A 13,679-nucleotide genomic window follows, 5' to 3' on the forward strand; every position below is an offset into this window, starting at 1 on the left:
ACAGTTGGACTTACGCAGTTGGACGATTTCTCGTGGGCTGCGCCCACGAGAAACCGTCCAAAACCCAGAAAACTTATCGCAAGTGCGTAAGTCCTGAACGGTTTGGCTTAAGGGGTCGTATACTTTAGCAGCTTGCCCATCCTCTGAACAAACCGTGCAAAAAACCTGCGAGCAACCATCCTGCTGGATAAATCTTCTGACTGAATACTCAAAAGTAGAGAATCGTCCAAGATTTGGGAATGCTATGCCTAGCAACGCGCTGTGTCCGTAAATATTCGTCCAGAGATTCACCGAAGGTTCATGGGTCAAAGCTAAAAGTTTTCGTAACTGTCCTTTGATTTCTAACTCTGGAAACCCATAATTTAGTTTGGGGCTGTGTGACTTGGGATTATAAAACTGGAATTGCATGACTGGAATTGTATTACTGGGCTGGGGCTAAGGATGCGTAGCTAGACACCAAGTGCCTGATAGTTAACCATGACGCATCAGGATTTTCCGCTGTTGATGGATGGATTTGCATGGGACACGTATTGCAGATTGGGAATCGGTCGGTCACATCGGAAGAATTGCCGTCGCTGCTGGCAGGCTATCAAATGCTGCCGCAGTTGGTGCAGGAAGTGTTGATTGATGAGGCGATCGCCCCCATCACCTGCGCTGAAGAAGAACTCATCGGGGCCCGCGAACAGTTCTACGCCCAGCACCAGATCGTAGACGAAGCCACCCGTCAGCAATGGCTAAACCGACACGGCATGACCCTGGCTCAGCTCGATGCCCTGGCCACGCGATCGCTCCGCATCGAGAAGTTCAAAGAAGCCACTTGGGGAGCCAAGCTCGAATCCTATTTCCTGGAGCGCAAAAGCAAGCTAGATAAAGTCATCTACTCGCTCATCCGTACCCAGGACATGGGCATCGCTCAAGAAATCTACTTTCGGGTTATGGAAGGCGAACAGAGCTTCGCCGAACTCGCTCGCACCTATTCTCAAGGGCCCGAAGCCCAAACCGACGGGCTGATTGGCCCGGTGGAGCTAAGTGTGCCCCATCCCCAACTGGCTCATATGCTCTCTATTAGCCAGCCGGGGCAACTCTGGCCGCCCCACCGCATTGGCGAGTGGATTGTGATCATTCGTCTGGAAAAATTCATCCCTGCCCAGATGGATGAGCAAATGCGCCGCCGCCTGCTCAACGAGTCGTTTAACCAGTGGCTCCAGCAGCAGTTGGATGACGTGTCGCTGAGTCCTCTGGCGGATGCGCTACCGGCGGATGCGCTTGCTACCGAATCCCTGCCCACCGTCGAACCCAGCGAGCCTCCTGCGGCAGACACATCCTCCCAGCCACCAGCCTCCTCGTCAACTGCCCCACCCGCAGAGCCACCTGCCAAGCCCGGAGCGCCCAAGCCGCCCTCTGGTGCAGCAGGCGGACAAGGCAACGGCGGACATCCCCCCGCTGCCCAACCCCAGCTCGTGCCGACCTCGATTTTGCTGAGTGTGCCCGATCCAAAAGCCGTAAAACCAACCACGTTATCGTCTTCCCCGCCTGCCGCCCCCACCGTTGCCCCCATTGTTGAATCATGACGTTTACCCAAAACCTTCCCAAAGAGACGGTTCAAGAATTTCTGGCAACGGTCTTTCCGTTTACCCAGCTTTCTAGCGCGGTCCTGGCTCGTCTGCTCGAACAGGTTCAACCCTTCCGCTACAAGATGGGGCAGGCAATTTTGGTGCGCGAAAAAATGCCCGCCCAGGTGACGATTTTGTATGAGGGGCAGGCGCGATCGCTCGGCTATGACCCCCGCACCGACAAGCCCACCACGCTGGGGCTGTTGCAACCGGGCGCGGTGCTGGGGGCGGTCAGCCTGATGCGCGGCGTGGCCTGCGAAACGGCGATCGCCTCCGAGGAATCTATCTGCCTGACGCTGCCCGCCCGCGTCTTCCTAGATCTGCTGGAAAAAGAGCCAGCCGTCGCCAGCGCCCTGTCTGCTCAGGCTGCGCCGATTGAGGTGTTTGATCTGCTGGGGGAAGAACTGTCGCGCCAGGCCGACGGCACGCTGGATCTGAAGGAGTTGACCCACGCAGGGCTATCTCAGGCAGAGGTGCGCTGCATTCCGCCGGGAACCTTTGCCACGCACTCGCTCCAGCGCGATCGCCTGTGGCTGGTCAGCAGCGGCGAAATCACGGGCTACCCTGTTGGCAGTCGGCTCAATCTGGGGCTACTCGACGAAATCGAGGTGGCGGGCGAGAAACCCGCGCGGCTGGTCAGCTTTCCGCTATCTCTGTTCCGCCGTTCTGCCCCAGAAGACCCGCAAGACACCAATCAGGCAGACGCAACCCTTGGAGCGCTCGATATTCCCTACGCGCCCGAACGCCCAGAGGAACTGGAACCCGTCATCATCGACAGCAAGGGCAAGGCAAAGGAATACCCCATCGTGCGCGGGCGGGGGCAGCTAGAAGCGACGATGGCCTGCTTCCAGATGCTTTGCCAGCACTTGAATCTGCCCTTCCGCCGCGATGTGGTGCGCCGCATTTTGGTGAACCAGATGGAGCGCACGGGAGGGCTGCCGCTGGATCTGTGTGGGGCGATCGCCGAATTCATGGGCCTCAGCGCCCAGTTGGTTACCGTGCCGGCCCAATCCGTCGGTCGCCTGGAAGCCCCCGCAATGGTGCGCTGGCAAGATCGCCCCGTGCTGCTCTACAGCGTCAGCGAACGGGAAATGGTGATCGCCGATCCAGAACTGGGGCTACTGCGCCGCAAGCCGTCGGAGTTTGCCGCCACTTGGGGCGAACAGGGCGACGTGCTGCTGCTGCGAGCCACCAAGCAAACGCCGCAAAAGCGCTTTAACCTCAGTTGGTTTTTGCCCTCGGTGGCGAAGTATCGCGGCGTGCTGCTGCTGGTGTTTCTCGCCTCCTTCTTTGTGCAGCTTTTTGCCCTGGCAAACCCGCTGATGATCCAGGTGATCATCGACAAGGTGATCGTGCAAAACAGCCCCGACACGCTGCAAGTGCTGGGCATTTTGCTGCTGCTGCTGGCATTCTTTGAGGCGCTGCTGGGGGCGTTGCGAACCTACCTGTTCGTAGACACCACCAACCGCATCGACATGACGCTGGGGTCGCAAATTATCGATCACCTGCTGCGGCTGCCGCTGCGGTATTTCGAGAAACGTCCTGTGGGCGAACTCTCCACCCGCATTGGGGAACTGGAAAATATCCGCTCTTTTATGACGGGCACGGCGCTGACGGTGGTGCTGGATGCCTTCTTCTCCGTTGTCTACATCGTTGTCATGCTGTTCTATAGCCCGCTGCTGACGCTGGTGGCGCTGGCGACGATTCCTTTCTTCATTGCGCTGGCGGTGATCTTTTCGCCGATTATCCGCAACCAATTGCGGGTCAAGGCGGAACGCAACGCCGAAACCCAGTCCTATCTGGTGGAAGTGCTGGGCGGCATCCAGACCGTGAAAGCGCAGAATATGGAACTGCGATCGCGCTGGCAGTGGCAACAGCGCTACGCCCGCTACGTCAGCGCCGGATTCACCACGGTGCAAACTTCCACCTTTGCAGGCTCCCTCAGCAACTTCCTAAATCAGCTTTCGGGCTTGCTGGTTCTCTGGGTGGGCGCGTATCTGGTGCTAAAGCAGGAGCTTAGCCTGGGGCAACTGATCGCCTTCCGCATCATCGCAGGTTATGTGACGAGTCCTCTCTTGCGCTTAGCCCAGCTCTGGCAAAACTTCCAGGAAGTGGGCCTGTCGATTGAGCGCCTCAGCGATATCGTGGACTCCGCCCCTGAAGCCGACGAGCTAGATAGGCTCAATATTCCCATGCCGCCGATTCAGGGCGAAGTCGCCTACGAAAACGTGTCTTTCCGATTTGGCACGACCGGCCCGCTCCAACTCAGCAATATCAACCTGGAATTTGCCCCCGGCTCCTTCGTCGGCGTTGTCGGCCAGAGCGGTTCCGGCAAGAGTACCCTGATGAAACTGCTGCCTCGCCTCTATGACCTGGAATCGGGGCGCATCCTGATTGACGGCTACGACATTACCAAGGTAGAACTCTATTCTCTGCGACAGCAAATTGGCATTGTGCCCCAGGACACGCTGCTGTTTGACGGCACGGTGCAGGAAAACATCGCGCTGAATGCCCCGGATGCCTCCGCTGAGGAAATTATCGAAGCGGCCAAAGTAGCGGCGGCCCATGAGTTCATTATGGGTTTGCCGAATGGCTATAACACCCGTGTTGGTGAACGGGGTGCGTCGCTTTCGGGCGGTCAGCGCCAGCGGATTGCGATCGCCCGCACGGTCATGCAGAATCCGCGCCTGCTAATCATGGATGAAGCCACCAGCGCCCTCGACTACGACTCCGAGCGTCGCGTCTGTATGAACCTGGCGGAGCATTTTCGCGGCCGCACCGTCTTCTTCATCACCCACCGCCTCAGCACCATCCGCCACGCCGATCTAATTCTTATGATGGATCAAGGCTCTGTTGTGGAGCAGGGCACCCACGAAGACCTGATGGCTATGCGCGGCCGCTACTATTGCCTCTATCAGCAGCAGGAAGCGCAGCTTTAGAGATAGCCAGTTCCCAGCTTTCTGCTAGCGCTCTTGCACCCCACCCCTTCTCCCCTTTCCCCCACCCCATGACTCAGACCTCCCCCAGACACAACGGAAACGGAGCCGCCAACGGTTCTGCCAAGACTCCGATTCAGCCGGAGGAGACGGAACTGGTGCTGGTATCCCCGGACGAAGAAACAGGAACCCAGTTGCCATCGCAAAAGCAGGTACGGGCCCAGGCGTTTGACCAGCCCGTGATCTTGCAGCAGACCTCGCTGTGGTCAAAGCTGGTGGTCGGCGGCATCATCGGCGTGACTTCGGCAGTGCTGCTGTGGGCCGCCGTGGCGCGGATTGAGGAAGCAGTGCCTGCGACGGGCAAGCTAGAACCGGGCGATCGCGTTCAGGAGATACAGGCTCCTGTGGGCGGCGTGGTTCAGGAAATTTTGGTAGAAGAAGGCGAGCGAGTCCGGCAAGGACAGGTTCTCATCCGCTTTGACCCGACGGCCGCCGCAGCCCAGCGCCGTTCGTTGGAGCAGGTGCGCGATTCCTACTTAGCCGAAAACCAGTTCTACCGTAGCGCCCTCAGTGGCATCTCTCTAGAGCCATCCAACCAGCCCCAGAGCATTCCCCCCGAAATGCGGGCGCTGCTGACCAACCGCGCTACCCTTGCCTCGGAGACAGCGCTCTTTCGGGCGCAGGTCTATGGCGGAAATGGCAGCTTTTCTGACGAAGAGCGGATTCGCCTGTCGGCAAGCCAGCTTGAGGCACAGTCTCGCGCCGCCGCCGCCCAGCTTGAAGTGGCCCAGCTCCAGCAGCAGTTAATCCAAACCCAGGAGCAGCTTTCCACCGCCCGCCAAACGCTGGCCATCGACGAAGGCATTTTGCGCGATATCGAGCCGCTTGCGGAACAAGGGGCACTCTCACGGATTCAAATGCTGCGACAGCGCCAGCAGATGATGGATCGTAGGGCAGAGGTGAATCGGCTCACGCTAGAACAGCAGCGGTTGAGTTTAGCAGTGGATCAGGCTCGTCAGCGCCTTTCCAACACCGTCGCCACGACTAGCACCGACCTGCTTGCCCGAGTTGCCGACAACGAAAAGCGGATTGCAGATATTGACAGCCAGATTAACCGGGCGATCGTAGACAACGAGCGCCGCATCGCCGAAATCAACAGCCAGCTTAGCCAGACCGAACTCACGCTGAAATATCAGGAGCTTCGCGCCCCCATTGATGGGGTGGTGTTTGACCTGAAGGCGCGGGGCATTGGCTTTGTGGCTAATACGAGCGAGCCGATCCTGAAAGTCGTGCCCACAGATAACCTGCTGGCTGAGGTCTATATCACCAACAAAGACATTGGCTTTGTTAGCGAGGGGCTGCCTGTAGACGTGCGAATCGACTCTTTCCCCTTCAGCGAATTTGGCGACATCAAGGGAGAAGTGGTGAATATCGGCGAAGATGCGCTGCCTCCAGACCAGATTTACCCCTTCTATCGGTTTCCTGCCAAGATTCGGCTGGATAGCCAGACCTTGAAGGTGAATGGCAGAGAAATTCCGCTCCAGTCGGGGATGGCGGTAACGGCTAACATCATTACGCGCGATCGCACGGTGTTGAGCATCTTCACTGACCTGTTCTCGCGCCGCATCGAGAGCATCAAAACCGTCCGCTAGGATTGCCAGGGCAGGCGGAACCGAAATTTGGGCGATCTGGGCGATCGCAGTTTCGACTCATTCCAGTCATTCAAGTCGCGGTAGTGCTGCCACAGCGCCCAGTAGGGACACCCCGGCTGGAGTCGGAAGCCAGCCCAGTGCAAATATTGCAGCGGCTGATTCATGTTCGGGTCGAACAGCCGCCAATCCCGCTGGCGAAACTTGCTGCCGGCCCAGTTTCCCGGTGCGCCGCCGGATCGATGCACCAGGTTAAACCGATTGGAAATTTGCTTTAGCACTAGATAATTAATAATCGGCTGATCGGACGTTTTCTGGCTAAAGTCGAAATAATCAGGATGAGCCGCACATTCTGCAAAGACAGCTTCCAAGTCTGAGGCAGAAATCAGCCCGGTTTTGCTGCCCCAGAAGCCACAATTAAAGATTTCCGCCAGGACGCTTTCGCTAAACCCTGGAGCCTCTAGAATCGCCGGAGTAAACACATTTTGAATGCCGCCGCGATGCTGATAGTCGCAGCAGATAAAGTCGTAAGTCTGCAAATGCTCTAAAACCGCAATAATGCGTTCAAACACCACAATATCGGTGTCGATATAGAGAAATCGACCGGGTTTTCCAAACCATGCCGCCTGCTTGCGAAACTGCTGCGGCCGTGTAAAAAAATCGCTGCCAAAGGTTTCCTCAATCGTGGCATCCAGCCATTCCAAAATGGTCAAATCGGGAAACAGCGTCACTCCAAAGCGATCGCCCAAAACCGCCGCTGCCTCTTTATATTTGTCGTTGTAGGGAATCAGCACGACGGGCGTTTCAGGATCATAGAGCCGAATGCTGTTGAGCAGGGCGATCGCCTGATCCAGCACGCGATCATTGCCCAAAATATAAACTTGATCCTGATGATCCTGATCTTGCTCCTTTGGTTTATTCATCCGCCCACCGAATTCAGACTCCTCATCTTCTCTATCCAAACGCTAGCCGCAACTTTTTCAAGATTCGTTTCACGACCCCAGGCTTTGCCAAAACCCTCTTACCACGGGACTCCGGCTGCTTTTCTGGTTCATACAAATAGCGATAGTGCAAGAAGGTTTCTCGGTAGGGAAAATCCACATTTCTGCCGCTACAAAGTTGATTGAACAGATCGGCAGGTAGCCCAATGTAATGCAAGTAAGTCAGCGGATGTCCGCGATCGTAAACCCGGCCCGCTTGCTCAACAAAATGGCTGGAGGTGACGGAATTTCCTGTTGCCTGTTCAGGGGGCAAATGCAGTGCCAGGTTATGAATTGAAAACGATGCGCTTTCACGCTGAGCAAGCCGCATGGCCATGTAGTTCAAAACTGACTGATTGGGCGCATTGGGATAGAGGATTTCTGCTTCTCCTGCGGCAAGGTGCTGCAATAGCCAGTCGCGCTGTTCTGCCGAAAATGCACCCCGTCTACCCGCAAAGCACCCTGCACAAAAGATAGCGCGATGAATCTCAGCGGGGCTAAACACTTCTGGCAATTTTGAAGCAGTCACATCAAAAATGTGTGACGGATCTTTGTGCTGAAAGTCGTAGGTGACAAGCGAATGGGAATCGAGCGCTGCAAAGAAGATTTGGGGTGAATTGAGCAGCAGCGTATCGGCATCTAGATAAAGAAATCGGTCGAACGGCGCACGCCCATCAAACGCCGCATAGCGTCGGTTGGAGGTGAGTCGATAGACATCAGCAATGCCCTTCTTGCGCCAGGTGGCGATCGCCGTTGGATGCCTCTGCCACACCTGTCGCGAAAACGCCTCCCACGGGGCAAACAGCGCCGGATCATCCAGCAGCATCACCTGCGGACGAGGGGCGATCGCCGCCTGCACATTCGTCAGACGGTTGTCGTAGGCAATCACCGCCACGGGCATCTCGCGCCCTGCATGAACCTCAATGCTGTTCAGCAGCGCCACCAGTTGGTTGCACACGACATCATTCGCCAGCGTATAAATGCCGTCCATTCAGCCCCTTGATATCAGTTTTCCCCGAGCGGAGCGACGAATGCAATGACTGGAAGCCCCACAGACGATTGACTGGTACTTGACTGGTACTTGACTGGCACTTGACTGACGCTCCAAAACCGCAAATCCAAAATCGAGCATCGATATGATTCTCTCTAAGCCCGAATCCCTAACGCTTCTGCCCTCACTGCCAGCCAGTTTAACAAGTTCAACTCATGCAGAATAACCTGACGCGCTTCGGCGATCGCCTCCTTTGCAGCGTACCAAGCTTCCGGCGTGGCAGTGATGTTGCGGATGTAGGCAATGCCACGCTCATCCAGGCTGGGCAGCCGCAAAAAACTGCCAGAGGGCAGCAGCCGATCTGCCGCGCTACCGCCGTAATAAATCGGCAAACTCCAAGCTAGCAGGGCATCCCACAGCTTCTCGCTCACGTACCACTCGTTGTCGGCAAAGTTTTCAATCGCCAGGTTGTAGGTGTAAGGGGCGATCGCGTGCCATTTATCCGCCACCGGGCCAAACGTGCGGATCTGCCCCCGGTTCACCTGTGCCCAGTCTGGCAAGCCCCGCCCGTACAGGTCAAAGGGCACGTCACTGGCTTGCAGCCGCCGCAGGAAATCTAGCCGATGGCGATGATTGGCTGTGCGGTCGATGCCCGACGTGATCCAGCTACAGGGGCGGAGCTTTGCGGGCGGCGGCGCGGCTTGCAAATAGTCAAACGGCTGCGACACATACCAGATAGCAGGCATAGGTTCCGACACGGGTGCAAAGTCGTCGGGCCCAGACACCACGCCGCACCACTGCTGCGCCCGTCGATAGGTGTCGATTCGCGCCTGTTGCTTTTCGGGAAAGGGCGGCTCCCGGTAGGAAAACAGAATTTGTTCGGGGGAGAGCGATCGCACTTTCTGCTGAAATTCTCTGACCTGCCCCGCATTGCTGGACTGCGCCTTCCGCCACGGCCAGCGAAACCTTCCTGCTGGTGCAGCGTCGTCAGCCGCGTCGCGGGGAAAGTCGTGGAAGTTATACAGCAGCAGCCCGTCGGGATTGGGGCAATTCGCCAACACCTGAATTCCCTTCCACAGCCCAAAGGGGTGCGGACTCTGCCGCCACAGCCAGTCCCACGGCGGCGGACGGAGGTCAGCATAGCTGCTGATCATGCCAATGGTGACACTGCCCATAGAAATCAGCCCCTTTGGGGTGTCCAGAGAATGACTGTGCTACAACACAGTGCGTCAAATCGTACAGCAGGGTCGGGCGTGCCGTCCGCTTCAGAGCGACTTATACGCTGCTCCATGCAGAAGCTCCGTAGCAGAGGCTCCGTAGCAGAGGCTCCATACTGCGTAGCAGAGGTTCACATAGCATAGGTTCCACAGCACAGGTTGCATACATAGGAGTTGCTTATATCCCGTATAAGGGTTAAGTATGTTTTCAATTCAAGACCACGCCATCTTCAGGAAGATAGAGTGGGATCAGGGAACTCCATAGGGATTCCCCACCGTCAGACAAAACAACTGTCAGACAAAACAACTGTCAGGTATAACAACCGTCAGGCACAGCAGAAGCGGAACGCTCCCTGAGAACATCCTTCTAGGAGACTCCCTTCTAAAGCGTTCCTCGACGTTTGTGAGGATTTTTCCGTTTTTGATATCGAGTGTTTGATTTGGATCATGTTGCAGCAAACTGAAAATTTTGTCTCTCGCGATCTCCAGTCCACGCTAGACCAGATCGCCTCCGGTGCCAAAGACCGCAAAGATGAAATCGTAGATCTGCTCAGTAGCGAACAGCCCAAAAAGAGCCGTCAGATTGATGCCGTCTTTGATCGCTGCATCTGGTGGGAAGGCTGCTACTATTGCCAGGACGAGCAGGGGCAATGGCAGCGCGTCAAGTGTTTTATGTAAAAGATGTAAAAGACGCTCACACACTGCAAACCACTCAGCCAGCCGTTCAGCCATCTGTCCAGCCAGAGATTCAGCCAGCAGGGGCAACCTTTGACCCGTCGGGGCGCTATCGCTACGCGCTGTGGCGTATGTGGGATTTTGCTGCTCCTCGCGTGGTGTTTGTCATGCTCAATCCCAGCACGGCCGATGCCGAGCGCAACGACCCAACGATTCGCCGCTGCATTGGGCTGGCAAAAGCTTGGGGCCATGGCGGGCTGGAGGTGGTGAATCTGTTTGCCTATCGGACAACGCGGCCCCAAGACCTGAAGCAGGTGGATGATCCGATTGGGGAGGCGGGCGATCGCCCCCTCATCACCGCTGCCGAACGAGCAGCTCAGATTATTCTCGCTTGGGGCAACGGGGGATCGCTCTATCAGCGCGATCGCGCTGTGCTGGCACTGTTGTCGGGCTATCCGCTTCATTGCCTGGGCCTCACCCAGCAGCAACAGCCCCGCCACCCGCTCTACGTACCCGGCGGAACCCTCCCCATCTGCTATTCGCCACCCAGCGAATGTACCAAAGACTGACGTAGCAGCCCGTGAGAAATCGTCCAACTGCGTAAGTCCTATCCAAAATCGACATGGGCAAACCAGCAACCCAGCAATGCTGTTACGAACTGCGTGGCTGTTACGAACTGCGTGGATTCTGCTGAATTCCTGTGGACGTGCTTGTAGAACAGGGAAAGGTAGAGTAAATCCGCCCTCTTCCTAAAGCGCATCCCCTATGCCCCTGCTCTACTATCTCCCCGACGAGCGCTGCGTCGAAACCGAGGAAACCGACACGATCCTCGCCTCCTCGCTCTATGCAGGTATTCCGCATATCCATGTGTGCGGCGGCAGTGCCCGCTGCTCCACTTGTCGAGTGTGGGTACTGGAAGGTCTGGAATACTGTTCCCCGCGCAACGATGCCGAAGATGGTCTGGCCAAGCGCCTTTGCTTTGACCCGAAGATGCGCCTGGCCTGCCAAACCCAAGTCCTGGGCGAGGGCAAGGTCACGGTGCGGCGACTGGTAGTGGATGCCGAAGACATGTCGCTGGTCGAGCAGCAGCTAAGCGGGCAGCGCAGCGCTATTGGCGAGGAGCAAATGCTGGCGGTTCTCTTTGCGGACTTGCGGGGCTTTACTGCTTTTGCGGAAGTATTGCCCGCCTACGACGTGATTTACGTGCTGAACCGCTATTTCAGCCGCATGGGGCAAATCATCGAACGCTACGGTGGCATCATCAATAACTACATGGGCGATGGATTCATGGCGCTATTTGGCTGGAACTGTCCTGATCGCCCGGTGGAGCGAGCCGTCCGCGCCGCGTTAGACATGCAAACTGCAATGGAAGCATTTAACGCCTACCTGGAAACGCTCTATCAGCGCCAGCTCAAAATTGGCATTGGCATTCACTACGGCTCGGTGGTGGTGGGTGCGGTGGGCGCGTCTCCCAAGAGCCAGCAAATTACCGCCATTGGCGACACGGTGAATCTGGCCAGCCGGATTGAAGCCGCCAACAAAGCGGTGGGGACTAGTCTCCTCGTTTCCGAGGCAGTCTATCAACAGGTGCAGCCGCTGGTCAGCTTGGGTCGCCAGTGCGACATGTCGCTCCCTGGCAAGAGCGGCGAATATCGACTGTATGAAGTGATCGACATTGCGCCCGATGCCACCGGGGCGATCGCCCTCCTGGCGCAATCCTGCCAACCCCAAAAGCCCTCCCGCTTCCGACGGGTATGGGTCTGGCTGCGTCAGCTAGGGAGACGGATGATCGGCGTGGGAGAATAGGATGAAGAGACTGTAATGAGCCAGAATGAGCCAGCCACTCCTCTGATAGCGATCGCCTTCCTCTGGGTACTTTGGGTGTAAGAGCGTGAACCCTGGAGAATGGCGATTTGGCGATCGCATACGACCTACAACAACCCGTGCAAAACAAATCCCCGGTAGAGCGAAACAAGTTGCGGCTGATGGTGGTAGACGACGAAGCCGACAACCTGGATCTGCTATACCGCACGTTTCGGCGCGACTTTCAGGTGTTTCGAGCAGACAGCGCCCTGGATGCGCTCAACCTGCTGGATCAGGTGGGTGAAATGGGCATCATTATTTCCGACCAGCGGATGCCCAAGATGAACGGCACCGAGTTTCTCAGCCATGTCGCCCGCCAGTTTCCCGATACGATTCGGATTCTGCTTACGGGCTATACCGATGTCGAGGATTTGGTAAACGCGATCAACGCGGGCAAGGTGTTCAAATATATCACCAAACCCTGGAACCCAGAAGACCTGATGACCGTGGTGCAGCAGGCCGCCGATACCTATCGCGTGGTCAAACAACGCACCAACGAGCTGCATCGCGCCCTGCGGCGGGAGTCCATTTTCAATAAAGTTTCCACGGCAACCCGCGAATCGCTGGACTACCAGAGCATGATGCAGCGGATCGTAGAGGTGCTGGGGCAAACCTTTGGGGCAACCTGCGTGCTGCATCCGGTAGAGCAGGACACAGAGGGCGTAATAGGCGACGACGGCAACACCTATCGCCTGCTGCCCAACCTATTCAGCTTTGGCCATGCCTCTGGCGAGGTCGCAAAAGCCCCGGTTCTGCCAAATGATGCGCTGCTGGCCGCTTTGCAGAGCCGTCGGGTGCAGCTTTCGGAATCAGACGAGCAAGAGACCCGGCTGGCGCTGCCGCTGATCTATCAGCAGGAATTGTTGGCGATCGCCAGCCTCCACCGCCAGGGACAGGCGATCGCCTGGTCAGAAGAAGATCTTGACCTAATTCAGGAAGTGGCAGAACGAGTCGCCCTGGCTATTTCCCAGGCCAAGCTGTATCAGCGCATCCAGCGACAAACCGAGCAAATGCAGGCAGAACTGGCCGTCGCTCGTCAAATCCAGACCAACCTGCTGCGCCAGAGCTTGCCCGAACTGGACACCGCCAAAATTCAGGCTTGTTGCCACCCAGCGCGGGAGGTCGGCGGCGACTTTTTCGAGGTTTACGAGCATCCCCAGGGCGACCTCTGGCTGGGCGTAGGAGATGTGTCGGGCAAGGGCGTTCCGGCAGCTCTGTTTATGGCTAGCGCTATTTCGGTGCTGCGGCGCGAAATTTATCAGGAAAGCCCGCCCGATCCGGCTCAGGTCATGCAAAACCTAAACCGCAGCCTGATGGATGATCTGGTGAGCAACAACTGCTTTATCACGATGGCGCTGGCCCGCTACAGCCCCGCCACGCAAGAATTGGTGTATGCCAATGCAGGGCACATCTACCCGATGGTTTGGTCGGTTAACAAGCCATCGGCTGAACCGCTATATCTAAAAGAAAGGGGGGTGCCGTTGGGCATCTTGCCCGTGTGGAAGGCGATCGCCGGCCGGCTGACGCTAAACCCAGGCGACCTGCTGCTCCTCACCAGCGACGGCATCACCGAAGCCACCCTCGCTCACCCACACGCTGCTGGCAACAGCCTGATGCTCGGCCAGCCAGGTCTTTGGGAACTGCTAAAACAACAGCCCCAACCACTTGATTTATCCAAACTGCTTTCCTGCATACAGTCACAAAGCCATGCCCAGGAAGATGACCAAACCATACTCTCGCTGGAGGTTCTGTAGT

At 57.1% G+C, this 13,679-nt stretch carries 10 protein-coding genes; 7 read left to right on the forward strand and 3 right to left on the reverse strand.

What is annotated here, in order from left to right:
• Positions 1-518 precede the first annotated feature (518 nt).
• The 3 genes from JTM80_RS07165 to JTM80_RS07175 all read left to right on the forward strand — a co-directional run bounded on the left by JTM80_RS07165 (position 519) and on the right by JTM80_RS07175 (position 6,201).
• Complete coding sequence (locus JTM80_RS07165) at positions 519-1,571, forward strand: peptidylprolyl isomerase (protein WP_205370861.1); 1,053 nt, start codon at positions 519-521, stop codon at positions 1,569-1,571.
• Positions 1,568-4,552 carry a type I secretion system permease/ATPase gene (locus JTM80_RS07170; protein ID WP_172353230.1) on the forward strand — a complete coding sequence of 995 codons (2,985 nt, stop codon included), beginning with the start codon at positions 1,568-1,570 and terminating at the stop codon, positions 4,550-4,552. The genes JTM80_RS07165 and JTM80_RS07170 overlap by 4 nt, the downstream gene beginning before the upstream one ends.
• 68 nt (positions 4,553-4,620) lie before the next feature.
• Positions 4,621-6,201, forward strand: a complete 1,581-nt coding sequence (locus JTM80_RS07175; protein WP_172353229.1) for an HlyD family efflux transporter periplasmic adaptor subunit — start codon at positions 4,621-4,623, stop codon at positions 6,199-6,201.
• Here the strand turns inward: JTM80_RS07175 and JTM80_RS07180 are convergent.
• The 3 genes from JTM80_RS07180 to JTM80_RS07190 form a co-directional block, all read right to left on the reverse strand.
• The gene (locus tag JTM80_RS07180) at positions 6,198-7,121 is read right to left on the reverse strand and encodes an Npun_R2821/Npun_R2822 family protein (protein WP_172353228.1); all 924 of its coding nucleotides are present in this window, start codon (positions 7,119-7,121) and stop codon (positions 6,198-6,200) included. The two genes, JTM80_RS07175 and JTM80_RS07180, sit on opposite strands and share 4 nt — an antisense overlap.
• Positions 7,122-7,152: 31 nt before the next feature.
• Positions 7,153-8,169, reverse strand: coding sequence for an Npun_R2821/Npun_R2822 family protein (locus JTM80_RS07185; protein WP_172353227.1), 1,017 nt, complete (start codon positions 8,167-8,169; stop codon positions 7,153-7,155).
• A 155-nt stretch (positions 8,170-8,324) separates the two neighbouring features.
• Positions 8,325-9,344, reverse strand: a complete 1,020-nt coding sequence (locus JTM80_RS07190; RefSeq protein ID WP_172353226.1) for a glycosyltransferase family 10 domain-containing protein — start codon at positions 9,342-9,344, stop codon at positions 8,325-8,327.
• Between the two features lie 489 nt (positions 9,345-9,833).
• On the opposite strand from JTM80_RS07190, the gene JTM80_RS07195 reads away from it, so the two are divergent.
• The 4 genes from JTM80_RS07195 (at position 9,834) to JTM80_RS07210 (ending at position 13,678) form a co-directional block, all read left to right on the forward strand.
• Entirely contained in the window at positions 9,834-10,064 is a 231-nt protein-coding gene (locus JTM80_RS07195; protein ID WP_172353225.1) for a hypothetical protein, read from the forward strand.
• Positions 10,037-10,630, forward strand: coding sequence for a DUF1643 domain-containing protein (locus JTM80_RS07200; protein WP_172353224.1), 594 nt, complete (start codon positions 10,037-10,039; stop codon positions 10,628-10,630). The genes JTM80_RS07195 and JTM80_RS07200 overlap by 28 nt, the downstream gene beginning before the upstream one ends.
• Positions 10,631-10,826: 196 nt before the next feature.
• On the forward strand, positions 10,827-11,867 hold the full coding sequence (locus JTM80_RS07205) for an adenylate/guanylate cyclase domain-containing protein (protein WP_172353223.1): 1,041 nt from the start codon (positions 10,827-10,829) through the stop codon (positions 11,865-11,867).
• A 179-nt stretch (positions 11,868-12,046) separates the two neighbouring features.
• On the forward strand, positions 12,047-13,678 hold the full coding sequence (locus JTM80_RS07210; RefSeq protein WP_172358687.1) for a SpoIIE family protein phosphatase: 1,632 nt from the start codon (positions 12,047-12,049) through the stop codon (positions 13,676-13,678).
• Position 13,679 lies beyond the last annotated feature (1 nt).

It is taken from the genome of Thermoleptolyngbya sp. PKUAC-SCTB121, assembly GCF_016919485.1.
In the GTDB taxonomy this organism is placed as follows: Bacteria; Cyanobacteriota; Cyanobacteriia; order Elainellales; family Elainellaceae; genus Thermoleptolyngbya; species Thermoleptolyngbya sichuanensis.